This is a genomic window from Paractinoplanes toevensis (assembly GCF_018332695.1).
In the GTDB taxonomy this organism is placed as follows: Bacteria; Actinomycetota; Actinomycetes; order Mycobacteriales; family Micromonosporaceae; genus Actinoplanes; species Actinoplanes toevensis.
In genome coordinates this window covers 37,563-60,123 of sequence record NZ_BOQN01000070.1, presented here as the reverse complement: position 1 = coordinate 60,123, position 22,561 = coordinate 37,563, and the positions used below count along the sequence as shown (strand labels likewise).

General features: G+C 69.6%; 19 protein-coding genes. 6 read left to right on the top strand and 13 right to left on the bottom strand.

Annotation, left to right across the window (positions count from 1 at the left end; genetic code table 11):
- Positions 1 to 142 precede the first annotated feature (142 nt).
- The 5 genes from Ato02nite_RS27655 (at position 143) to Ato02nite_RS27635 (ending at position 4,606) form a co-directional block, all read left to right on the top strand.
- Positions 143 to 601 (top strand): Lrp/AsnC family transcriptional regulator, encoded by a 459-nt coding sequence (locus Ato02nite_RS27655; protein ID WP_203809136.1) that lies wholly within the window; start codon positions 143 to 145, stop codon positions 599 to 601.
- The gene (locus Ato02nite_RS27650) at positions 598 to 1,869 is read left to right on the top strand and encodes an NAD(P)/FAD-dependent oxidoreductase (protein WP_213009551.1); all 1,272 of its coding nucleotides are present in this window, start codon (positions 598 to 600) and stop codon (positions 1,867 to 1,869) included. Before Ato02nite_RS27655 ends, Ato02nite_RS27650 begins: the two co-directional genes overlap by 4 nt.
- An 18-nt stretch (positions 1,870 to 1,887) precedes the next feature.
- Complete coding sequence (locus tag Ato02nite_RS27645) at positions 1,888 to 2,685, top strand: SAM-dependent methyltransferase (protein WP_213009550.1); 798 nt, start codon at positions 1,888 to 1,890, stop codon at positions 2,683 to 2,685.
- A gap of 164 nt (positions 2,686 to 2,849) precedes the next feature.
- On the top strand, positions 2,850 to 4,046 hold the full coding sequence (srmL, locus tag Ato02nite_RS27640; protein ID WP_213009549.1) for a PheS-related mystery ligase SrmL: 1,197 nt from the start codon (positions 2,850 to 2,852) through the stop codon (positions 4,044 to 4,046).
- The gene (locus tag Ato02nite_RS27635; RefSeq protein WP_213009548.1) at positions 4,043 to 4,606 is read left to right on the top strand and encodes a hypothetical protein; all 564 of its coding nucleotides are present in this window, start codon (positions 4,043 to 4,045) and stop codon (positions 4,604 to 4,606) included. Before srmL ends, Ato02nite_RS27635 begins: the two co-directional genes overlap by 4 nt.
- 124 nt (positions 4,607 to 4,730) lie before the next feature.
- On the opposite strand, the gene Ato02nite_RS27630 is transcribed toward Ato02nite_RS27635, so the two are convergent.
- From Ato02nite_RS27630 to gabT, 4 genes are all read right to left on the bottom strand, one after another.
- Positions 4,731 to 4,934, bottom strand: coding sequence for a cold-shock protein (locus tag Ato02nite_RS27630; RefSeq protein WP_213009547.1), 204 nt, complete (start codon positions 4,932 to 4,934; stop codon positions 4,731 to 4,733).
- Positions 4,935 to 5,183: 249 nt separating this feature from the next.
- Positions 5,184 to 7,541, bottom strand: a complete 2,358-nt coding sequence (locus Ato02nite_RS27625; protein WP_246607465.1) for a glycoside hydrolase family 3 protein — start codon at positions 7,539 to 7,541, stop codon at positions 5,184 to 5,186.
- A 184-nt stretch (positions 7,542 to 7,725) separates the two neighbouring features.
- On the bottom strand, positions 7,726 to 9,108 hold the full coding sequence (locus Ato02nite_RS27620; RefSeq protein WP_213009546.1) for an aspartate aminotransferase family protein: 1,383 nt from the start codon (positions 9,106 to 9,108) through the stop codon (positions 7,726 to 7,728).
- A 16-nt stretch (positions 9,109 to 9,124) separates the two neighbouring features.
- Positions 9,125 to 10,402, bottom strand: coding sequence for a 4-aminobutyrate--2-oxoglutarate transaminase (gene gabT, locus Ato02nite_RS27615; RefSeq protein WP_213009545.1), 1,278 nt, complete (start codon positions 10,400 to 10,402; stop codon positions 9,125 to 9,127).
- A gap of 105 nt (positions 10,403 to 10,507) precedes the next feature.
- Here gabT and Ato02nite_RS27610 point away from each other — a divergent pair, with 105 nt between their 5' ends.
- Entirely contained in the window at positions 10,508 to 11,932 is a 1,425-nt protein-coding gene (locus tag Ato02nite_RS27610) for an aldehyde dehydrogenase family protein (protein WP_213009544.1), read from the top strand.
- Between the two features lie 13 nt (positions 11,933 to 11,945).
- Here Ato02nite_RS27610 and Ato02nite_RS27605 read toward each other — a convergent pair whose 3' ends face one another.
- From Ato02nite_RS27605 to Ato02nite_RS27565, 9 genes are all read right to left on the bottom strand, one after another.
- Positions 11,946 to 12,500 (bottom strand): TetR/AcrR family transcriptional regulator, encoded by a 555-nt coding sequence (locus Ato02nite_RS27605; protein ID WP_213009543.1) that lies wholly within the window; start codon positions 12,498 to 12,500, stop codon positions 11,946 to 11,948.
- A gap of 66 nt (positions 12,501 to 12,566) precedes the next feature.
- Positions 12,567 to 13,952: an NAD(P)/FAD-dependent oxidoreductase gene (locus tag Ato02nite_RS27600; RefSeq protein WP_213009542.1), complete on the bottom strand. Its 1,386-nt coding sequence runs from the start codon at positions 13,950 to 13,952 to the stop codon at positions 12,567 to 12,569.
- A gap of 18 nt (positions 13,953 to 13,970) precedes the next feature.
- Positions 13,971 to 14,816 carry an ABC transporter permease gene (locus Ato02nite_RS27595; RefSeq protein ID WP_213009541.1) on the bottom strand — a complete coding sequence of 282 codons (846 nt, stop codon included), beginning with the start codon at positions 14,814 to 14,816 and terminating at the stop codon, positions 13,971 to 13,973.
- On the bottom strand, positions 14,813 to 15,676 hold the full coding sequence (locus tag Ato02nite_RS27590) for an ABC transporter permease (protein ID WP_213009540.1): 864 nt from the start codon (positions 15,674 to 15,676) through the stop codon (positions 14,813 to 14,815). The genes Ato02nite_RS27595 and Ato02nite_RS27590 overlap by 4 nt, the downstream gene beginning before the upstream one ends.
- A 1-nt stretch (position 15,677) precedes the next feature.
- Positions 15,678 to 16,925: a polyamine ABC transporter substrate-binding protein gene (locus Ato02nite_RS27585; protein ID WP_246607464.1), complete on the bottom strand. Its 1,248-nt coding sequence runs from the start codon at positions 16,923 to 16,925 to the stop codon at positions 15,678 to 15,680.
- A 4-nt stretch (positions 16,926 to 16,929) separates the two neighbouring features.
- Positions 16,930 to 18,042: an ABC transporter ATP-binding protein gene (locus tag Ato02nite_RS27580; RefSeq protein ID WP_213009539.1), complete on the bottom strand. Its 1,113-nt coding sequence runs from the start codon at positions 18,040 to 18,042 to the stop codon at positions 16,930 to 16,932.
- Positions 18,043 to 18,088: 46 nt separating this feature from the next.
- On the bottom strand, positions 18,089 to 19,525 hold the full coding sequence (locus Ato02nite_RS27575) for a gamma-aminobutyraldehyde dehydrogenase (RefSeq protein ID WP_246607463.1): 1,437 nt from the start codon (positions 19,523 to 19,525) through the stop codon (positions 18,089 to 18,091).
- A 159-nt stretch (positions 19,526 to 19,684) separates the two neighbouring features.
- A complete protein-coding gene (locus Ato02nite_RS27570) occupies positions 19,685 to 21,028 on the bottom strand; it encodes an aspartate aminotransferase family protein (protein ID WP_213009538.1) in 1,344 nt (447 codons plus the stop codon).
- A gap of 13 nt (positions 21,029 to 21,041) precedes the next feature.
- Complete coding sequence (locus Ato02nite_RS27565) at positions 21,042 to 22,529, bottom strand: CoA-acylating methylmalonate-semialdehyde dehydrogenase (protein WP_213009537.1); 1,488 nt, start codon at positions 22,527 to 22,529, stop codon at positions 21,042 to 21,044.
- Positions 22,530 to 22,561: the final 32 nt, after the last annotated feature.

Sequence of the window (22,561 nt, the reverse complement as noted above, 5' to 3'; positions counted from 1 at the left end):
CGATCAACTCTGCGATAAACGCAGATGTCACTGCCGCTCGGAAGGACTGACCCGTGATCTCCCGGTACGGATTCCATTGATCACCGCAAACCGGACGAGCGATTCCATTGCCGTACACCCGCACCCGGGGAAGAATCGCGGCGTGACGGCGGACCTGGCTTTGGATCAGATCAACAAGCAGATCATCGAGCACCTGCAGCGCGACGGCCGCATGTCGTACGCGACGCTGGCCAAGGAGATCGGCCTCTCCGAGGCCGCCGTGCGCCAGCGGGTGCAGCGGCTGCTCGACGGCGGGCTCATGCAGATCGTGGCGGTGACCGACCCGCTCACGCTCGGCTTCGCGCGGCAGGCGATGGTCGGCCTCAAGGTGAACGGCGACCTGCGCGCCATCGCCGACGAGATCGCCGACATCCCCGAGGTCGACTACGTGGTGATCTGCGCGGGCGGGTTCGACCTGCTCGTCGAGCTCGTCTGCACCGACGACGAGCACCTGCTCGACCTGCTCAACGAGAAGGTCCGCCCGATCAAGGGCGTCACCTCGTGCGAGACGTTCATGTATCTGAAGCTGGCCAAACAGACCTACGCATGGGGTACGCGATGACCGCTCCGTCCTTCTGGTTGCACACCCTCGGACCGGTCACCCCGCGCCCGCCGCTCGACGGCGACGCGGACGTGGACGTGGCGATCGCCGGGGGCGGCTACACCGGGCTCTGGACGGCGTACTACCTCTCGCAGCTGGCCCCGCACCTGTCGATCGCCATCGTCGAGGCCGAGTACTGCGGTTTCGGGGCGTCCGGGCGCAACGGTGGCTGGGCGTCGGGCCTGTTCCCGGTTCCGGAGGCCAAGCTGGCGCGGCGCTACGGCGCTTCCCGCGCGACGGCGATGCATGCGGCATTGGCCGACGCGGTGGACGAGGTCGGGCGGGCCGCCGCGGCCGAGGGCATCGACTGCGACTACGCCAAGGGCGGCACGATCACCCTCGCCCGCACCCCGGCACAGTTGCGCCGCCAGCAGGGTTCGGCCGGCTTCGTCGACGCGGCCGAGGCGTCCGCCATCTGCGGCGCGACCGGCGTGCTCGGCGGCGTCTACAGCCCCGACTGCGCGGCGCTGCACCCGGCCAAGCTGGTGCGCGGCCTGGCGTCGGTGGTCGAGCAGCGCGGCGTCGCCATCTACGAGGGCACCCGGGTGCAGCGGATCACCCGCGGGCAGATCGTCACCGACCACGGCACGCTGCGGGCCGGCACGGTGGTGCGGGCCCTCGAGGGATACACCGCCCGGCTCGCCGGGCACCGTCGCGCGCTCGCCCCGGTCTACTCGCTGATGATCGCCACCAAGCCGCTGCCCGAGTCGGACTGGGAGCGGATCGGGCTGCGCCGCCGGGAGACGTTCGCCGACGAACGCCACATGATCATTTATGGCCAGCGGACCGCCGACGACCGGCTCGCGTTCGGCGGGCGGGGCGCGCCCTACCACTTCGGCTCGCGTATCGAACCGTCGTACGACCGGGTGCCGGCCGTCTTCGACAGCCTGCGCGACACCCTCACCGAGATGTTCGGCATCAAACCGGAGATCGCCTACCGCTGGGGCGGTCCGCTCGGCATCCCCCGCGACTGGATGCCGTCGGTCGGCCTCACCGACGGCTTCGGCTGGGCGGGCGGCTATGTCGGTGACGGCGTCGCGGCCGCCAACCTCGCCGGGCGTACGCTCGCCGACCTGATCGCCGGCAACCGGAGCGACCGGACCGCCCTGCCCTGGGTCGGCCATCGTTCCCGCCGCTGGGAGCCGGAACCGATCCGCTGGGTCGGCATCAACGCCGCCCTGCACGCGACCAACCTGCGCGACGCGCTCGAGCGCCCGCGAGCGTCCTGATCGGACTATGGTCGCCCTATGGGTGACCGGGAGTACGACTTCGACACGAGCGTGGCCCACCCCGCCCGGGTGTACGACTACTGGCTCGGCGGCAAGGACAACTTCGAGGCCGACCGCAGGGCGGCCGAGGAGGTCATCGCCGTCCGACCCGGCATCCGCTACGACATCCGGGCCAACCGGGACTTCCTCGGCCGGGCCGTGCGCTGGCTGGCCGGCGAGGCCGGCATCCGCCAGTTCCTGGACATCGGCACCGGCATCCCCGCGGCCGGCAACACCCACCAGATCGCCCAGGAGGTCGCTCCCTCATCGCGGATCGTCTACGTGGACAACGACCCGATCGTGCTCGTGCACGCCCGGGCGCTGCTCACCGGCAGCGACGCCGGCGCCACCGCCTACATCGACGGCGACCTGCGCGACCCGGCGCCGATCCTGGCCACCGCCCGGCAGACGCTCGACCTCGGCCGGCCGGTCGCGGTGCTGCTGATCGGCGTGCTGCACCTGATCGCCGACGAGGAAGATCCGGCCGGCATCATCGCCGAGCTGATGGCCGCGGTCCCGCCCGGCAGCTTTCTGGCCATCACCCAGCCGGCCAGCGACGTCAACGTCTCGCAGGCTGCGGCCGGGCAGCAGCGCTACAACAGCAAGGTGGCCACCAAGCAGACCCGCCGCACCCGCGACGAGACCGCCGCGTTCCTCGGCGGGCCGGACCTGGTCGAGCCGGGCGTCGTGCAGTGCCACCGCTGGAAGCCCGCCGCCGGCGCCGACCTGTCCCGGGAGGTCAGCGGGTGGGCCGCGGTCGGCCGGAAAATCGGATGACACCGTACGCTGTCCGGCGCATCCTTCACCCATGACGTCACGCGGCGCACAAGCGTTCGGCCGGCCCCCGACGGTGGCCCGCTGACTTTCGCGTACGTCGTGATGGCCGCCCCACCGGGCGGCCGTTTTTGTCTCCGGCCGCCCTTCCCTGCCCGGAGGATCCCATGCCGTACCTGACCGAGGCCGCCCTCGCCGCCGACCTGGCCGTCCGTGACCTGACCGATCCGGCCGCCGGCCAGCACGCCGTCCAGCTCATCGTCGACGCCGTGCTGGCCGCCGCAACCGCCCGATGGCCGTCGGCAACCCTCACGGTCCACCGCGGATCCCGGATCGTCGACGTCGCCGACAACTACGACCGGCTCGGCTACTCCCCCGACGCCACCGCCCGGGACACGCGTCACACCCGCTACGTCTCCCCCGACCGGATGCTGCGCTCGCAGACGTCCGCCCTGGTCCCCGGCGCGGTGCGCGCGATGACCGGCACCGATGCGTTGCTCGCGTGCCCGGGTATCGTCTACCGGCGCGACTCCATCGACCGCCTGCACACCGGCACCCCGCACCAGCTCGACCTGTGGCGGATCACCGCCGGCCCACCGGCGTCTGGCCTGGCTCCGGTGCCGGCCGGCGGCGAGGAACGCGGGCTCCCCGGTGCGGCGGCGGATGAGCTGATCGAGCTCGTGGCCGTCGCGGTGAGTGCCGCGCTGCCCGGGACGTCGTGGCGGGTGCGCCCGGCCGCCCATCCCTACACCACCGACGGGCTGGAGATCGAGGCGTGGTCCGGGACGGAGTGGGTGGAGATCGGTGAGTGCGGTGTGGCGGCCGCGCACGTGCTCCGGCGGCCCGGGATCCGTGGGCTGGCGCTGGGCCTGGGCCTGGATCGCCTGGTCATGCTGCGCAAGGGGATCACCGACATCCGGCTGCTGCGTTCGGCGGACCCGCGCGTCGCCGGTCAGATGACGTCGCTCGCGCCCTACCGGCCGGTCCCGTCCGGGCCGGCCGCCCGCCGGGACCTGTCGGTGGCGATGCCGCCGGGAGTCACCGCCGAGGAGCTGGGTGACCGGGTGCGCGATCTCCTCGGCCCCGACGCCGGCCTGGTCGAGGAGGTCGCGATTCGCTCGGTGACCCCCGCCGCCGACCTGCCCGCCGCATCCCGCGAGCGGCTCGGCATCCGCGCCGACGAGGTGAACGTGCTGCTCCGGGTCATCCTCCGGGATCCGCACGGCACCCTGCCCGGCGACCGCGCCAACGATCTGCGCGACCGCATCTGGCACGGCCTGACCGCAGGCCACCACGAAACCGGCGACTCAGGGGGCCAAGCACCGGCGGAGCCGGCGGGCGCGGCGGTAGAAAGGGGACCATGACGCTCACGCCCTGCGAGGATCCGCTGCCGGCCGACTGGATCAGTCTCAGCGAGCTGCCGTGGCACCGACTCGTGACGTTCGGGCCGGAGGGCTACGAGAGCTACGCGCGGTTGCGGCTGCTGCCCGACCCGGCGCATCCGGGCGAGAGCGAGAACGACGTGTACGCGGAGGATTGGCGCGACGGTCAGCTCGCTCGCCTGTTCGGGCTGCTCGCCGCGCACACCGCAACCCCGGACGACTGTTACTTCTGCGCCTGGGAGGGCCTCGCCCAGGGCAACCCGCCCGCCCCGGCCCCGCAGGTGATCGTGCCGCACCGGCGTTACTGGCTGTTCCGCGGGCCGCTGGCCGACGCGGGTAACTGGCCGGAGTCCTACCGCCTCGGCGGCGCCGAGCCGGCCTTCGCCTGGCCGTCCGACCGGGCGTGGTGGGTCACCCTCGACGTCGACCCGCACTGGGCCGGGATCGCCGGCCCGGCCTCGCTGATCGGTTACCTCACCGCCGACCCGCACCTCGACGTCGTCGCGGCCGACCCGGCCGCGCCACAGCCGGCCTACCGCTGAGACGAGCAGAGACGGAGACGGCCGATCTCCCCGGGAGATCACGCGGATGTGGCGGATCTCAACCATGGGTGACCGGCCGTCACCACACCCGGCGGCCCCGAATCGGGGTCACCGGGCAGTTTTGTCAGAGCGGGCGAATGTTCTCCGCCTGCAGGCCCTTGGCACCCTGAGCGACATCGAACTCGACCCGCTGGTTCTCCTCGAGGGTGCGGAAGCCCGAGGTCGCGATGGCCGAGAAGTGCGCGAAGACGTCGCCGTCGCCGCTGTCCTGGGTGATGAAGCCGAAGCCTTTGTCCGCGTTGAACCACTTGACGATTCCGGTGGCCATTCTCTACTCCTTGTTGACCGTGAGGAACCGCACCGTGCGGGACCTCTCGCGTTGCCGTGTCGATCTCCCGACCTTGCCGACGAAACAGAAAACGCCTGGCGGGCCGAGATGCCCATCAGGCGTTCAGAACGTCTTAGGAAATCAAAACTGCAACGCGGCCAAGCTAGCACAGAAAGCACGCCGTCGGTGTGCCACACCACGGGCCGGAAACCGCCGCGGTGCCCGGGGACACCGCGGCGGCTCATCGATTCAGCTGGAGATCACCTTCCGCAGCAGACGGTACGCCCGGAGGTTGTCGCCCGACGTCTGGGCACGGTCGGCCTCGGCGAGGTCGGAAGCCCAGGTCAGGCCGCCGTGACCGGAGATCACCCGAGTCTGCGCGGCGTCCCGCAGAACGTCCAGCGCGCTCCCACCACCACCGGTCCGCAGGCCCCACCCGTACGGGAAAAGGGGTTGGTAGTTCGGATCTCCGACATTGATCGGGACCTGGTCCACGGTGGCCGGCCAGGACACCGGGAGGCGGCCGGTGAACGGGCGCTTGCCGAACAGCACATCGGCGACGCCGGCGCCCTCGCTGCCGGGCAGCCACGAGGCGACCAGCGCGTCGATCTCACCGAGCTGATCGGTGACGACCTGGGGACGACCGGAGACCAGCAGCACCACGCAGGTGCGGACGGCCGAACAGACCCGGTCGACGACGGCCCGGTCACCCGGCTGCAGGGTCAGGGACTTCGGTTCGGCCTGCGGCGGCGTGCACCAACCGCAGACCGGGCCGCCGACATCACCGAAACCTTCGGCGTACGGGGTCTCCCCCACCACGACCACCCCGACGTCGGCACCGCCGGTCGGGGCGGTGCCGTCCACGCTGTACGTGACCTGCGGCGCGACCTGGCGGATGGCCTGCAGGATGGTGGTGCCGGGGATCGCGGCCCCGGAGCGGCCCTGCCAGTCGATGGTCCAGCCGCCGGCCTGGTTGCCGATGTCGTCGGCGTTGCGGCCGGCCACGTAGATCTTCGCGGACTTCCGCAGCGGCAGCGCGCGGCCGGAGTTCTTCAGCAGCACCTGCGACTCGGCCACCGCTTCGCGGGCCAGGGCCCGGTGCGCGGCGCTGCCGACCTGCCCGGCGTTCGCGGCCGAGGCGTACGGGTGGGCGAACAGGCCGATCTCGAACTTCGTGCGCAGGATCCGCCGGACCGCGTCGTCGATCCGGGACATCGGCACGCCGCCCGACGCGACCTCGGCGCGCAGCAGCTCCTCGAAGCGGGGCGCCGTGTTGGGCTCCATGAACATGTCGGTGCCGGCGTTCACGCCCACCCGCACCTGGGTAGCGGTCGGCAGCGGCGAACCGGCCGGGGCGGACGGGTCGGGGATCTGGTGGATGCCCTCCCAGTCGCTGATCACCAGGCCGTCGAAGCCGAGGTCGTGCTTCAGGGTGCCGGTGATCAGCTCGCGGGAGGCGTGCATCTTGGTGGGGTTGCCGACGCCGTCCTCGGTCCAGTCCACACTGGAGAACGACGGCATCACGCTGCCGGCGTCGTGCTTGCGGATCGCCGCCCGGTACGGCGCCAGGTCGAGCCGGGCGAAGTCGGCCCGGCTGGTGACGGTGATGCCCTGGTCGATGGTGAAGTCGCCGTTGCCGGTGCCGTACTCGGTGTCGCCGTCCCCGGCGTAGTGCTTGACGGTGGCCAGAACCCCGCCGTCCTGCAGGCCGTCGATCGCCGTCTCCATCCGGATCACCAGGGCCGGGTCCTCGGCGAAGCTCTCGTAGGAGCGCCCCCAGCGTTCGTCGCGGGACACGCACACGCACGGCGCGAAGTCCCACGGGATGCCGGTGGCCCGCACCTCGGCGGCGGTCGCCCGGTAGACCCGTTCCACCAGGCCGGGGTCGCGGCCGGCACCGAGCCCGACGTTGTGCGGGAAGACCGTGGCGCCGTACACGTTGCCGTGACCGTGCACCGCGTCGATCCCGTAGATCATCGGGATCTGCAGGGGCGCGCTCAGGGCGTACGCCTGGAAGAGATTGACCATCTCCACCCAGGCGGCCGGGGTGTTGGGGGTGGGCACCGACCCGCCTCCGGAAAGGACCGAGCCGAGGCGAAGCGAGGCGACCTGGGCGGGGTCGGGCGCCATGGCGCCCCGCTCGGCCTGGGTCATCTGGCCGATCTTGTCGTCGAGCGTCATCCGCCGCAGGAGGTCCTCGACGCGCCGGCCGACGGGCAGCCGGCTGTCGAGGTACGGCAGGCCGTGCGCGTTGACGATCACGGCGGGCTTGTTCGTCAGGACGGCACCGCTGGCACGCAGGTCCAGGGGGAGCGGGCGGGCGAGCGACGGGCCGCCGGTGGGTGCGCGGACGGTGAGGGCGCGCACGGTGCCGGAGGCGGCGCCGGCCGGGAAGGTGAGGGTGCCGACGGTGGCGGGCGCGGTGAGGGCGCGGCCGTCGGAGGTGGTGACGGTGAACGGTACGGAAGTCGTGCCGCCGGCGTCGACGGTGGTGACCGCGCGCGCCGGGGCCAGGGTGACGGTCTGGACGGTCATCGCCGCCGGGAGCGGCAGCAGCATGGCGGCGAACGCGCCGGCCGCCGATCTTCTGAGGATGGTTGGACGCACGCCGTTCCTCCAGCAGTGGAGAAGGGACCTCGCTCGCTCGATCCTCACCCGAGCGTGACGAACAGGTAACCGTCGGGTTTCCACCCTGCCCGCACCAACTGGCATATCGACAGGAATCTCTACGTCCGCCTGCTGGACATGACAAGAACGGCCCGGCCGGAGCCGGGCCGTTCCGATAGGTACGTCAGAGGCGGTTGGAGGCCTCGGTCAGGACCGAGCGCAGGATCTGCTCGATCTCGATGAACTGGGCCTCGCCCGCGATCAGCGGCGGCGCCAGCTGGATCACCGGGTCGCCGCGGTCGTCGGCGCGGCAGTACAGGCCGGCCTCGAACAGGGCGCTGGAGAGGAAGCCGCGCAGCAGCCGCTCCGACTCCTCCTCGTTGAAGGTCTCCTTGGTGGCCTTGTCCTTCACCAGCTCGATGCCGAAGAAGTAGCCGTCACCGCGGACGTCGCCGACGATCGGCAGGTCGTAGAGACGCTCGAGGTACGACCGGAACAGGTCGCTGTTCTCCCGGACGTGGCCGTTCAGGTTTTCCCGCTCCATGATGTCCAGGTTGGCCAGGGCCACCGCCGAGCCGACCGGGTGGCCACCGTAGGTGATGCCGTGCGCGAACCAGTTGGTGCCCTGCAGGAACGGCTCGGCCAGGCGCTCCGACGCGATCATCGCACCGAGCGGCACGTAACCGCTGGTCAGGCCCTTGGCCACGGTGATGATGTCGGGCGTGTAGCCGTACTTCTGGCCGCCGAAGTATTCGCCGAGCCGGCCGAACCCGCTGATCACGTCGTCCGAGACCATGAGTACGTCGTACCGGTCGCAGATCTCCCGGACCCGCTGGAAGTAACCGGGCGGCGGCGGGAAGCAGCCGCCGGCGTTCTGCACCGGCTCGAGGAAGACCGCGGCGACCGTGTCGGGGCCCTCGAACTCGATGGCCTCGGCGATCCGGTCGGCCGCCCAGACACCGAACTCCTCAAGCGACATGTTCTCGTCGGGGCGCCGGTAGTAGTTGGTGTTCGGCACCCGGAAGGTGGACGGCACGAGCGGCTCGAAGTCCTGCTTGAGCGCCGGGATGCCGGTGATCGACAGGGCGCCCATCGAGGTGCCGTGGTAGGCGATCGACCGGGACAGCACCTTGGTCTTCAGCGGCTTGCCGGTGTGCTTGAAGTAGGAGCGGGCCAGCTTCCACGCCGACTCGACCGCCTCGGAACCGCCGGTGGTGAAGAAGACCCGGTTCAGGTCGCCGGGGGTGAGGTCGGCGAGCCGGTCGGCCAGCTCGACGGCCTTCGGGTGCGCGTACGACCAGATCGGGAAGTAGGCCAGCTCGCTGGCCTGTTTCGCGGCCGCCTCGGCCAGTTCCGTCCGGCCGTGCCCGGTCTGCACGACGAACAGCGCGGACAGGCCGTCGAGGAACTTACGGCCGGTGCTGTCCCAGACGTAGCAGCCGTCGCCGCGCACGATCATCGGGATGTCGTTCTTCTGGTACGACGACAGCCGGGTGAAGTGCATCCACAGGTGGTCGCGGGCGTCGCCGGCCAGCTTCGCGTAGTCGGGTGACTGAAGGTCGGTCAAGGTGAAACTCCTGCGCTCAGAGGGTGGCGAAAGCTTGTTCGAGAAGGGTGAGCCCGCGGTCGAGCTCGTCGTCGCTGATGATCAGCGGTGGCAGCAGCCGGATCACGTTGCCGTAGGTGCCGCAGGTGAGCAGCAGCAGCCCGGACTCGTGCGCGGCCTTGGCGACCGCGGCGGTGGCGGCGGCGTCCGGTTCGATCGAGCCGGGGACGACGAGTTCGACGGCGAGCATGGCGCCGCGGCCGCGGATCTCGCCGATGATCGGGTGCTTGGCGGCGAGGGCTTCGAGGCGGGGCCGGGCCACCGACTCGATGTGCCGGGCCGCACTGGCCAGGTCGAGTTCACGCATGGTCTCGATGCTGGCGAGGGCGGCCGCGCAGGCGATCGGGTTGCCGCCGTAGGTGCCGCCGAGGCCGCCCGGGTGCACCGCGTCCATCAGTTCGGCGCGGCCGGTGACCGCGGCCAGCGGCAGACCCCCGGCGATGCCCTTGGCCGTGGTGATCAGGTCGGGTTCGATGCCCTCGTCCTCGCTGGCGAACCAGGAGCCGGTGCGGCAGAAGCCGGTCTGGATCTCGTCGGCGATGAACACCGCGCCGGCCTGCTTGCTCCAGGCGGCGAGCGCCGGCAGGAAGCCGGCGGCGGGCACGACGAAACCACCCTCGCCCTGAACGGGCTCGATCAGGACCGCGGCGACATTGCTCGCGCCGACGTGCTTCTCGATCTGACCGGTGGCGTACGCGGCGGCCTGCGCGCCGTCCCGACCGCCGTCGCGGAACGGATAGGACATCGGAACGCGGTAGATCTCCGGGGCGAACGGCCCGAACCCCTGCTTGTACGGCATCACCTTGGCGGTCAGCGCCATCGTCAGGTTGGTGCGGCCGTGGTACGCGTGGTCGAACACGACGATCGCCTGCCGCCCGGTCGCGTGCCGGGCGATCTTCACGGCATTTTCCACCGCCTCGGCGCCGGAGTTGAACAGCGCCGACCGCTTCTCGAAGTCACCCGGGGTGAGCGCGGCCAGTTCCTCGCAGACCGCGACGTACTGCTCGTAGGGGGCGATCATGAAACAGGTGTGGGTGAACCGCTCGGCCTGCTCCTTGATCGCGGCGACCACCTTGGGCGCGCTGTTGCCGACGTTGGTGACCGCGATGCCGGCCGCGAAGTCGATCCACTCGCGTCCGTCCACATCGGTCATCGTGCCGCCGCCCGCGCTGCTCACGTAGGCCGGGATCATGCTGCTGACCCCGCGTGCCACCGCTGAGCTCCGGCGCCGGTGCAGGTCGTCGGAGGACGCCATGTCTCAACTCCTTCAAGCTTTGAACCCCGATCATTTCACTGATTCCGTCGTTTGCAAGAGCCAGGACAACTATTTCCGCGCTGGTAACTCGGTTACGCTGCCGCGGTGATCCCCTTCTACGTCGCCGGCCGCCCGACGGTCGGTCCGGAAAACCTCACGGTCCGTCACCCATTCGACACGTCGGTGGTCGGTGCGACCTCACTCGCCACGGAGGAACAGGTCGAAGAGGCGGTTGCCGCCGCATTTGCCGCGACCGGACCGGCCGCCGCGCTGAGCGCGGCCGACCGGGCCGGCGCGCTCGACGAGATCAGTACGCGGATCAGGCTCCGCGGCGAGGAGTTCGCTCAGCTGATCACCGCCGAGAACGGCAAACCGCTCAAGTGGGCCCGCGCCGAGGTGGCCCGCGCGGTGAGCACGTTCCGCTGGGCGGCCGAGGAGGCCCGCCGCTTCTCCGGCGACCTGCAGCGCCTGGACACCGACCCGTCGGCGGCCGGCCGGATCGCGCTGATCCGCCGGGTGCCGCGCGGCCCGGTGCTGGGCATCGCCCCGTTCAACTTCCCGCTGAACCTGGTCGCCCACAAGGTGGCGCCCGCGCTGGCGGTCGGTGCGCCGATCATCGTGAAGCCGGCCCCCGCCACTCCGCTGACGGCGTTGCTGCTCGGCGAGATCATGGCCGGCCTGGACCTGCCGTACGGCATGTTCTCGGTCCTGCCGATCCCGAACGACCGGGCCGCCGCCCTGGTCGCCGACCCGCGCCTGCCGGTCGTGTCGTTCACCGGTTCCGGCCCGGTGGGCGCCGGGATCCGCGCGGCCGTGCCGCAGAAGCACGTGACCCTGGAGCTGGGCGGCAACGCGGCCGCCCTGATCGCCCGGGACTGGGACGACCTGGACTTCGCCGCCCGGCGGATCGCCACGTTCGCCAACTACCAGGCCGGCCAGAGCTGTATCGCCGTCCAGCGCGTCTTCGTGCACCGCGACCACGCCGCGGCGTTCACGCCCAGGCTGATCGCCGCGGTCGAGGCCCTGCGCACCGGCGACCCGCGCGACGAGGCCACCGACGTCGGCCCGGTGGTCAACGCGGACGCGGCCCGGCGCATCGAGGACTGGATCGCCGAGGCGGTCACCAAGGGCGGCCGGATCCTGACCGGCGGCACCCGCTCCGGCACGACCGTCGCCCCCACCGTCCTGACCGATGTGCCGGCCGACGCGAAGGTGTGCGCCGACGAGGTCTTCGGCCCGGTCCTGGTGCTCACCGTGGTCGACGACGACGAGGCCGGCCTGGCCGCGATCGACGACTCGGCCTTCGGTCTGCAGGCCGGGGTCTTCACCCGCCGCCTGGATCTGGCCTTCCGGGCCCACCGCCGGCTCACCGTGGGCGGCGTGATCATCGGCGACGTCCCGAGCTTCCGGGCCGACCAGATGCCGTACGGCGGCGTGAAGGGCTCCGGCTCCGGTCGCGAGGGCGTCGCCAGCGCCATGGACGACTACACCGAGCCCCGGGTGATGGTGCTGACCGGCATCGATCTCTGATCGGGCCAGCGGGTCAGCGGGCGGGTTGCTCGAGCCCGGAAAGGATCAGGTCGAGCAGGCGCTCCCGGGCGATGGGTGCCTGCTCGGCGATCCAGGCGACCGCGGCGACCAGGGCGAACAGCTCGCCGGCGGTGAGGTCGGGGCGAATCGCGCCGGCCGCCTGCGCGGCCGTCAGCAGCCGTTGTACGGCGTTCTGCAGATCGACGCAGGCCGGATGCAGGGACGAGGTCTCGTCGGCGAACGTCGCGAGGATCTCGTCCGGCAGGCCGCGGTACGCCGCACAGCCGTACGCGAACTCGGTGAGCCACGCGGTCAGGGCACCGGCCGGGTCCGCGGCGTTCGCCAGTTGCGCGGCCCGCTTGCCGAGATGGTCGAACCGGCGGTGCGTCAGCTGGTCCAGCAGCGCCTCCCGGCTGGGGAAATGCCGGTAGAGGGTGCCCATCCCGACCTCGGCCCGCCGCGCGATCTCCCGCAACGAGGTCTGCGTACCCTGCTCCCGCACCGCGACCCGGGCGACCTCGAGGATCCGCTCGCGGTTGCGCCGTGCGTCATCCCGAACACCCTCCATTCCGCGATCTTGTCGATTTCCGAGGCGGCACGTACCCCAAATCGACAAGTTCGGGCCGGGGAAGGATCAGGAGTCGAAGCCCAGGCCCATCGCGTCCAGGGTGCGCAGCCAGAGGTTTCGCCTGCCCTGGTTGGCGTCGGCTCGGGCGATCGACCAGCGGGTCAGCTGGATGACGCCGCTGCGCACCGGCTCGGGCGGGAACGGGACCGGCTTGGAGCGGACCATCTTCAGCCTGGTCAACTCGGTCGGTGCGCCGGCGAGCAGGTCGAGCATGACCTTGGCGCCGAAGCGGGTCGCGCCCACGCCCAGGCCGGTGTAGCCGGCCGCGTAGGCCAGGCGGCCGCCGTGGGCCGTGCCGAAGAACGCGCTGAAGCGGCTGCAGCAGTCGATCACGCCGCCCCACTTGTTGGTGAAGCGCAACCCCTCCAGCTGTGGGAACGTGGTCGCGAAGTGGTCGGCCAGGACCTTGAAGGTCGACTCGCGCTGGTCGTGCGAGGGTTCGATCCGGCCGCCGTTGAAGTAGACGGCGTCGTAGCCGCCCCACAGGATGCGGTTGTCGGCCGTCAGCCGGTAGTAGTGGAATTGGTTGCCGGAGTCGCCGATGCCCTGCCGGTTACGCCAGCCGATCGCGGCCAGCTGCGCCTCGGAGAGCGGCTCGGTCATCAGCGCGTAGTCGTAGACCGGCACGATGAACTGCTGCAGGCGCTTGAGCAGCCGGCCGTGCGCGCCGGTGGCCAGGACCACCTGGCGGGCCCGCACCGAGCCGCGCCAGGTGTGCAGGGTCAGTGCCGCGGAGGAGGCGGCCACCCGCTGCACCGGCGAGTTCTCGTAGATCCGGACGCCGAGCGAGAGGCACGCCTGCCGCAGGCCCCAGGCCAGCCGGGCCGGGTCGACGAGCGCGCAGCCCGTACGGTCGAGAACCGCACCCCGGTAGGTGGGTGAGTCGACCTCCGCGCGCACCGCGTCCCGGTCCAGAAGTTCCACGTCCAGACCGTGCGCCGCCTCGGCGGCGAAGCCGGCCTGCAGCTCGCGCCACTGCCATTCCTCGGTGGCCACGTGCAACTCGCCGGAGCGGTGAAAGTCGCAGTCGATGGCGTAGCGATCGACGGCCGCGCCGATCTCGTCGAGATTTTCCTGGCCGAGGCGCAGGAGGGTGTCCATCTCGTCGGGGAAGCGGGACATGCCGTTGTCGAAGCCGTGGGTGATGCTGGCGGCGCAGAAGCCGCCGTTGCGGCCCGAGGCGGCCCAGCCGGCCGTGCCCGCCTCGACGATCACGACGTCGAGTGAGGGGTTCCGCTCCTTGGCGATCAGGGCGGTCCACAGGCCGCTGTACCCGGCGCCCACCACCGCGAGGTCCGCGGTGGTGACGCCGTCGAGCGGGTCGGCGGGGGCCGGAGCCCCCGCCTGGGTGAGCCAGAACGGCTCAGGAATCGCGTCTTTCAGATGGAACACGGGCGAACCCACGAGTTATCAATCCCGCTTACCTTGCCTGGAGCGAATGTTGGTCACGACGGCGATCAGGACGCCGGCCGCGAAGATCAGGGTGCCCATCACGTTGACCTGCGGGGGCAGGCCGACGCGGGTGGAGCCCCAGATCCACAGCGGGAACGTGGTGGTGCTTCCCGCGGTGAAGTTGGTGACGACGAAGTCGTCGATGGAGAGCGCGAACGCGAGCAGCACGCCGGAGAAGACCGCCGGCAGGATGATCGGGAACGTCACCTTCCAGAACGTGGTCCAGCCGGTGGCGCCCAGGTCGGCGGCCGCCTCCTCGATGGACCGGTCGAGCGTGACCACCCGGGCCCGGACGATGGTCGCGACGAACGAGATGGAGAACATCACGTGCGCGATCGTGATCGTCACCGCGCCGAGGCCGAGCGCGAGCGAGACGAACAGGCTGAGCAGGGACGCACCCATGATCAGCTCGGGCGACGAGATGGTGGCGAACATGATGATGTTCAGCGTGCCGGAGCCGCGGAACCGGTAGCGGCCGAGTGCGTAGCCGATGCCGGTGCCCAGGGCGCCGGAGATGATGCTGGAGATCACCGCGATGGCCAGGGAGGTCCACAGCGCCTTGGTCAGATCTTCGATCTCGAAGACCTTTCCGTACCACTTGAAGGTGAAGCCCTGCCACTCCTGGTTGTAGCGGCCCTTGGTGTCGTTGAAGCTGAACGCGATCATCACGAAGATGGGCACGACCAGCCAGATGATCACCAGCCAGGTGTAGATGAACAGAAGCGACTTGCCGCCGATGCGGCGCTTCGGCTTCGCCGCGTGCGACTTGGTTTCGGTCGGGCGATCGAGAACAGCCTGGCTCATCGGGCCGCCACCTTCATAACGTCCTCGGTGCCCAGCGCCCGGGCGTAGGCGAAGATGCCGATCAGCAGCACCGCCATCAGGATGAACGAGAGCGCCGACGCCGTCGGATAGTCCGAGTTGACCAGGTACTGCGCCTGGATCACCTGGCCGATCATCGTGGTCGACGAACTGCCGAGGACCTCCGAGTTGACGTAGTCCGCGCTGACCGGCACGAACGACATCAGCACGCCGGCGAACACACCGGGCAGCGCGAGCGGGAAGATCACCTTGCGGAACGAGGTGGCCGGGTTCGCGTACAGGTCACGCGCCGCCTCCACGACCCGGGGGTCGATCCGCTCGAGGGCCACGTAGATCGGCAGCACCATGAACGGCAGGAAGTTGTAGACCAGGCCGCCGATGACCGCCGGCGCCGTACCCAAAATATGGTACGAATCGGACAGTAGACCGAGGTCCTTGAGCGGTCCCAGCACCGGTCCTTCGTCCGTCAGGATCTGCCGCCACGAGATCGTCCGCAGCACGAACGACACGAAGAACGGAAGAAGCAGAAGGAAGAGGTACGTCGGTTTGCGCTTGCCGCCGTAGAACGCGATGTAGTACGCCACCGGGAAGGCCAGGACGATCAGGATGACCGTGGCGATCGCGCCGTAGATCAGGGACCGGATCAGCTGGCTGTTGTAGGCCTCGATCGCCTCGGTGTAGTTCTGCCAGTGGAACGTGAAGCGGTAACCGTTGACGACGTCACCCTGCTGCAGCGACAGCGAGAGCATCGCGATCATCGGGACGGCGAAGAACAGCAGCAGCCACAGCCCGCCCGGCAGGATGAGAAGGTACGGCGCGAGCCTACGTTTTACTCGGTCCATATCAGCCCAGCACGATCGGTTCGAAGGTCTTCTGGTAGTTCTGCTGCTCCTCGGCGGTGTCGAAGGACACGTAGTAGTGCAGCTTCGAGTACTCCGCGTCGGTCGGGAACACCAGCTTGCTGTCCGCGATCGCGAGCATCGCCGTCTTGTCGTCGCCGGAGAGCTTGGCGGCGTCCTTGCGGATCTGCTCCTGCGCGGCCGGCACCGGGGCGACGTAGTTGATGTACTCGGCCAGCGTGGCGGAGATGTCGACCTTGTAGAAGTAGTCGATCAGCGTGATCGCGTCGAGCGGGGCCTTCGCGGTGATCGGGATCGTGAAGTTGTCGGTCCAGATCGTGCCGCCCTCTTCCGGGACGAAGAACTCGAACTCCGTACCGTCCGAGAGGTTCTTCTGGAAGATGTCACCGGACCAGGCCTGGGTGATCCAGACCTCGCCCTTGCCCAGCGCGTCGACGTAGCTCTGGTCGTAGTAGTTGCGGACGATGCCGTCGCTCTTCTGCTTCTTGAGGTGGTCGGCCGCCTTCTTCCAGTCGTCGATGGTCGACTTGGCCGGGTCGATGCCGAGCGCCATCAGGCCGAAGTTGCCCAGCTCCTGGGTGTCGGAGAACATGCCGACCTTGCCCTTGAACGCCGGGTCCCACAGGTCGGCCAGCTTGGTCAGGGTGCGGCCGACCTTCTTCTTGTCGTACGCGATGCCGGTCATCCCGGACGCCCACGGCACGCTGTAGACGTTGCCCGGGTCGAAGGCTTCCTTGGCGTACGCGGGGGCCGCGTTCTTGGTGTAGTTCGGCAGCTTCGAATGGTCGAGCGGAGCCAGGAAGCCGGAGTCGCGGAACTGGCTGAACTGGAAGCTGTTGGTGATGACCATCAGGTCGTACCCGATGGACTGGCCCGCGGCGAGTTGCGGCTGCACCTTCGCGAACCAGGGACCCATCTCCTGGATGACTTCCTGGTAGTTCACCGAGATGCCGGTCTCGGCGGTGAACTTCTTCAGCTCCGGCTTCTTCGGGTCCATGTACAGCGGCCAGTTGGCGAAGTCGACGTGCTTGGTCAGGGCCTTGCCGGCCCAGAACTTCTCGACGGCGTCCGGGGCGGCGCTGGCGCCCGGGGTGCCCTTGCCCTGCACACCACACGCGGCGAGGGCGGCACCGAGTCCCGCGAGACCGGAGAGGCGAAGCGCGTCCCGGCGGCCGAAGCGGCGCTGGGTCATGCCGCGCAGGAACGACGGGTCAGAAATATTCGCAGACATCTCGTCAGACTCCGATCATGTATGAGTGCTGGGGGGCCCAGGTCAGAAAGACACGATCGCCGCGATCTGCAAGATCATCGGCGTTCGAAGCATTTTGATCGAAGACAGTAAAGTCCGCGCCCGCAGCCGTCGCTACGGTGTAGTTGGTAGAAGTTCCGTGATAAACAACCTCGTTGACAACACCGGAAAGAACACTTCCCCCGGTGGAGGACACCGGCGGCACCCCGCGGTGCAGGTCGATCTTCTCCGGGCGCACCGAGATCTCGATCTTGTCGCCGGGCCGGGCCGCGCTGCCGACCGGCACCACGACCCGGTCCTGCGCGGAGTAGGCGACCACGGCGAGGCCGTTCTCGCACCGCTCGATGTGCCCGTCGACCAGGTTCGACGTGCCGATGAAGCCGGCCACGAACCGGCTCGCCGGCCGCTCGTAGATCTCCCGCGGTGAGCCGAGCTGCTCGATGACACCGGCGTTCATGACCGCGATCCGGTCCGACATCGTCAGCGCCTCACCCTGGTCGTGGGTGACGTAGACGAAGGTGATGCCGACCTCGCGCTGGATGCGCTTGAGCTCGATCTGCATCTGCTGGCGCAGCTTGAGGTCGAGAGCACCCAGCGGCTCGTCGAGCAGCAGCGCGCGGGGGTGGTTGACCAGTGCCCGGGCCAGGGCGACGCGCTGCTGCTGGCCGCCGGACATCTCCTTGGGCGCGCGCTTCTCCATGCCGGTCAGCGAGACGATCTCGAGCATCTCGCCGACGCGCTTCTTGATGTCGGCCTTGCCGACCTTCTTGCGCTCGAGACCGAAGGCCACGTTCTGGTACGTGTTCAGGTGGGGGAAGAGGGCGTACGACTGGAACACCATGTTGACGTCGCGCTTGTTCGGCGCGACACCGGTGACGTCCTTGCCGTCGAGGTAGACCTTGCCGCCGGACGGCTCCTCGAACCCGGCGATCATCCGCATGGTGGTGGTCTTGCCGCAGCCGGACGGGCCGAGCAGCGAGAAGAACTCGCCCTGCGCGATCGCCAGGTCCATGCGCTTGACCGCGGGCACCGACTCACCGTGCGACAGGTAGTTCTTGTGGACGCCCGCGAACCGGATGGCGGGTTGAGGGGTGGTCATGTCGTGTCGTACCTCTTTGCGCGGGGGGACGTACGTACAACGGGCCTCAGCCCAGGTAACTCATAACGTGCTTGATCCGGGTGTACTCCTCGAACCCGTACATTGATAGGTCCTTGCCGTAACCCGAGTGACCGTAGCCGCCGTGCGGCATTTCCGACACGAACGGCAGGTGCGTGTTGATCCAGACGGCGCCGAAATCGAGGCGGCGGGAGACCCGCATCGCGACGCCGTGGTTCTGCGTCCAGACGCTGGCGGAGAGGCCGAAGCGGACGTCGTTGGCCCAGCGCACCGCCTTTTCCTCGGTGTCGAACTCCTGCACCGTGATGACCGGGCCGAAGACCTCGTCCTGGATCATCTCGTCGTTCTGTTTCAGGCCCGCTACGACCGTCGGCTCGAGGAAATAACCTCGGTCACCGATTCGCTTACCGCCGGCGACAATTTCCGCATAATCGGGCGTACGTTCCAGGAAACCCTGAACGCGGGACAGCTGATTGGCGTTGTTGACCGGCCCGAAAAACGCGTCTTTGTCGGACGGAGCGCCGACCTTCGTGTTTTTCGCGGAGGCAGCCAGCGCGGCGGTGAAATCGGCGGCGATCCGCGAGTGGACCAGCACCCGGGTCGCGGCCGTGCAGTCCTGCCCGGCGTTGAAGTAGCCGGCGCCGGCGATCGCCTCGGCGGTCGCCTGGATGTCGACGTCGTCGAAGACGATCACCGGCGCCTTCCCACCCAGTTCGAGGTGGGCCTTCTTCAGGTCGGCCGCCGCCGCCACGGCGACCTCCATCCCGGCTCGCGTGGAGCCGGTGATCGAGACGAGCTGCGGCGCCGGATGGGCGACAACGGCCCGGCCGGTGTCCCGGTCGCCGCAGACCACGTTGAGCACGCCGGCCGGCAGGAACTCGGCGGCGATCTCGGCGAGCAGGAGAGTGCTCACCGGGGTGGTGTCGGAGGGCTTGAGCACCACCGAGTTGCCGGCCGCGATGGCCGGCGCGAACTTCCAGACGGCCATCACCATCGGGTAGTTCCACGGGGTGATCTGCGCGCACACGCCGATCGGCTCGCGCCGGACGTAGGAGGTGTGGTCGCGCAGGTACTCACCCGCGCTCTTGCCTTCCAGGATGCGGGCCGCGCCGGCGAAGAAGCGCAGCTCGTCGAGCATCGGCCCGATCTCCTCCTGCCGGGTCGCCTCGACCGGCTTGCCGGTGTTGCGGCACTCGGCGTCGATGAGCTCGTCGGCTCGGGCCTCGACCGCGTCGGCGATCCGCAGCAGCGCCCGCTGCCGCTCGGCCGGGGTGGCGTCGCGCCAGAGCTCGAAGCCCGCCTCGGCCGAGGTCATCGCCGCGTCCACGTCGTGAGCGGAGGAGACCGGCGCCAGAGCATACGTCTCCCCCGTGCTCGGGTCGACGACCTCCGACGTCGCCCCGTCCACGGTGCCGGCGTAGTCGCCACCGACGAAGTTCCGCAGCTCTGGCCGAACGGTGCTCACTGAGTAGACCTCCTGGTTGGACGCTTGTGACAGCCCCCACAGATCGACGTGGAGGACCCTGTCACACGCGCAAGCCCTCAGACAAGGGAATCCGAAGTAATTTCCAAAACCGAAACGGAATCAGCGTTTGACCGCCCCTCGCAGCTACGCAATCCCGCGTCAGGCTGTGTAATACCGGTCGGCCACGTCGAGCGCCTCGTCGAGGATCGACAGCCCCTGGCGGACCTCGTCGGCGGTGGCCGTGCAGGGCGGCACCACGTGCACCCGGTTGAAGTGCGTGAACGGCCAGAGACCCCGTTCCTTGGCGGCCGCCGCGACCTCGTTCATCGGCCCCGCGGCCGCACCGGAGGCGTTGAACGGCACCAGCGGTTCCTTCGTCGAGCGGTCCCGGACCAGTTCGATCGCCCAGAACACGCCGAGGCCACGCACCTCGCCGACGCTGGGGTGCTTCGCGGCCAGCTCGGCCAGGCCGGGAGCGATCACATCGTCGCCCAGCGCGCGGGCGTGCTCGATGATCCCCTCCTCCTTGAAGATCTCGATGGAGGCGACCGCCGAGGCACACGCGAGGGGGTGCCCCGAGTAGGTGAGCCCACCCGGGAACGGCCGCTCCCGGAACGTCTCGGCGATCTCGTCGGAGATGACCACGCCGCCCAGGGGCAGGTAACCGGAGTTGACCCCCTTGGCGAAGGTGATCAGGTCGGGGGTGACGCCCCAGCGGTCGACCGCGAACCATTCGCCGCAGCGCCCGAAGCCCGCCATCACCTCGTCGGCGATGAACACGATGCCGAACTCGTCGCAGATCGCCCGCACGCCGGCCAGGTAGCCGGGCGGCGGCACCAGGATGCCGTTGGTGCCGACCACGGTCTCGATCAGCACCGCGGCGACGGTGCCGGGCCCCTCGAAGACGATGGTGTCCCGCAGGTGCCGCAGCGCCCGCTGCGTCTCCTGCTCCGGGCTCTGCGCATAGAACGGCGACCGATACGGGTACGGGCCCCAGAAGTGCACGACACCGACGGCGGCCGGCTCGTTGGCCCAGCGGCGCGGATCGCCGGTGGCCGTGATCGCGGCGGCGGTCGAGCCGTGGTAGCTACGGTAGGTCGACAGCACCTTGTGCCGCCCGGTGTGCCCGCGGGCCATCCGGATCGCGTTCTCGTTGGCCTCGGCGCCGCCGTTGGTGAAGAACACCTGGTTCAGGCTGCCCGGGGCCAGCTCGGCGATCAGCCGGGCCGCCTCGCCGCGCTTGTCGTTGGCGAAGGCCGGCTGGATCGTGCACAGCTTGGCGGCCTGCTCCTGGATCGCCGCGACCAGCCGCGGGTGCTGGTGCCCGATGTTGATGTTGACGAGCTGCGACGAGAAGTCGAGGTAGCGCTTGCCCTCGTAGTCCCAGAAGTAGCTGCCCTCCGCCCCGGCGATCGGGAGCGGATTGATCAGGCCCTGGGCCGACCAGGAGTGGAAGACGTGGGCGCGGTCGTCGGCGCGCACGCTCTCATCGGTAGAAGACATGAGATGTACCTTTTTATCGGGTCTGCGGGAAGCCGAGGTCAACAGAAGACGTGCCCGGGTCGGGCCAGCGCGACGTGACGACCTTCGTCCGGGTGAAGAAGTGGACGCCGTCCGGGCCGTACATGTGGGTGTCGCCGAACAACGACGCCTTCCAGCCGCCGAACGAGTAGTAGGCCACCGGCACCGGGATCGGCACGTTCACGCCGACCATGCCCACGTTCACGTCGAACTGGAACTGCCGGGCCGCGCCGCCGTCCCGGGTGAAGATGGCGGTGCCGTTGCCGTACTCGTTGTCATTGATCAGAGCAAGGGCCTCGGCGTACGTCTCCACCCGCACCACGCCGAGCACCGGCCCGAAGACCTCGTCGGTGTAGACGGCCATGTCCGGGGTGACGTTGTCGAGCAGCGTGACGCCGAGGAAGTAACCGTTCTCCGGCAGATCGGCCTCGCGCCCATCGGCGACCACCGTCGCCCCGGCTTCCGCGCCGGCGGCCACGTAACCGGCCACCTTGTCCCGGTGCACCGCGCTGATCAGCGGGCCCATCTCGGCGTTGGGGTCGGTGCCCGCGCCGATCTTCAGCTTCGGCAGCCGGGCCGCGATCGCGTCGACCAGCGGGTCGGCGATCTCGCCGACGGCGACGACGATCGAGACGGCCATGCAGCGTTCGCCGGCCGAACCGTAGGCGGCGCTCACCGCGGCGTCGGCGGCGGCGTCCAACTCGGCGTCCGGCAGCACCACCATGTGGTTCTTGGCGCCGCCCAGGGCCTGCACCCGCTTGCCGTTGGCGGTGCCGGTCTCGTAGATGTACTTCGCCACCGGGGTCGACCCGACGAAGCTGACCGCCGCGATGTCCGGGTGGGTGAGCAGCGCGTTGACCGCCTCGACGTCGCCGTTGACGACGGTGAAGACGCCGTCCGGCAGGCCGGCCTCCTTCCACAGGTTCGCCAGGAACAGCGCCGCCGACGGGTCCTTCTCACTGGGCTTGAGCACGAACGCGTTGCCCGAGGCGATGGCGGTCGTGCACATCCACAGCGGCACCATGGCCGGGAAGTTGAACGGCGTGATGCCGGCGACGACACCGAGCGGCTGGCGGATCGAGTACACGTCCACGCCGGTCGAGGCCTGCTCCGAGTAGGAGCCCTTCATCAGGTGCGGGATGCCGGTGGCGAACTCGGCGTTCTCCAGGCCCCGGGCCACCTCGCCGGCCGCGTCGGAGAGCACCTTGCCGTGCTCGCTGGTGATGACCGCGGCGAGTTCACCGGACTTCGCGGCCAGCAGCTCCCGGAACTTGAACAGCACCGCCGACCGCTTCGACAGCGAGGCCGAGCGCCAGGCCGCGCCGGCCTCCTTGGCCACCGCGACCGCGTCGGCGACCTCGGCGGCCGACGCCAGGTCGACCTCGCCGGTCTGCTGGCCGGTGGCGGGGTTGAAGACGGGGCCGACCCGGCCCGACGTGCCGGCGTGCTCTTTGCCGCCGATCCAGTGCGCGATACGAATCATGAGGCCGAGATTACGTAACACCCCTAGACCGA

Coding starts and splice junctions, on each gene's coding strand:
- Ato02nite_RS27650 (WP_213009551.1), top strand. CDS start 598: ATGACCGCTCCGTCCTTCTGGTTGCACACCCTCGGACCGGTCACCCCG.
- Ato02nite_RS27645 (WP_213009550.1), top strand. CDS start 1,888: ATGGGTGACCGGGAGTACGACTTCGACACGAGCGTGGCCCACCCCGCC.
- srmL (WP_213009549.1), top strand. CDS start 2,850: ATGCCGTACCTGACCGAGGCCGCCCTCGCCGCCGACCTGGCCGTCCGT.
- Ato02nite_RS27635 (WP_213009548.1), top strand. CDS start 4,043: ATGACGCTCACGCCCTGCGAGGATCCGCTGCCGGCCGACTGGATCAGT.
- Ato02nite_RS27630 (WP_213009547.1), bottom strand. CDS start 4,934: ATGGCCACCGGAATCGTCAAGTGGTTCAACGCGGACAAAGGCTTCGGC.
- gabT (WP_213009545.1), bottom strand. CDS start 10,402: ATGGCGTCCTCCGACGACCTGCACCGGCGCCGGAGCTCAGCGGTGGCA.
- Ato02nite_RS27605 (WP_213009543.1), bottom strand. CDS start 12,500: ATGGAGGGTGTTCGGGATGACGCACGGCGCAACCGCGAGCGGATCCTC.
- Ato02nite_RS27595 (WP_213009541.1), bottom strand. CDS start 14,816: ATGAGCCAGGCTGTTCTCGATCGCCCGACCGAAACCAAGTCGCACGCG.
- Ato02nite_RS27590 (WP_213009540.1), bottom strand. CDS start 15,676: ATGGACCGAGTAAAACGTAGGCTCGCGCCGTACCTTCTCATCCTGCCG.
- Ato02nite_RS27585 (WP_246607464.1), bottom strand. CDS start 16,925: ATGTCTGCGAATATTTCTGACCCGTCGTTCCTGCGCGGCATGACCCAG.
- Ato02nite_RS27580 (WP_213009539.1), bottom strand. CDS start 18,042: ATGACCACCCCTCAACCCGCCATCCGGTTCGCGGGCGTCCACAAGAAC.
- Ato02nite_RS27570 (WP_213009538.1), bottom strand. CDS start 21,028: ATGTCTTCTACCGATGAGAGCGTGCGCGCCGACGACCGCGCCCACGTC.
- Ato02nite_RS27565 (WP_213009537.1), bottom strand. CDS start 22,529: ATGATTCGTATCGCGCACTGGATCGGCGGCAAAGAGCACGCCGGCACG.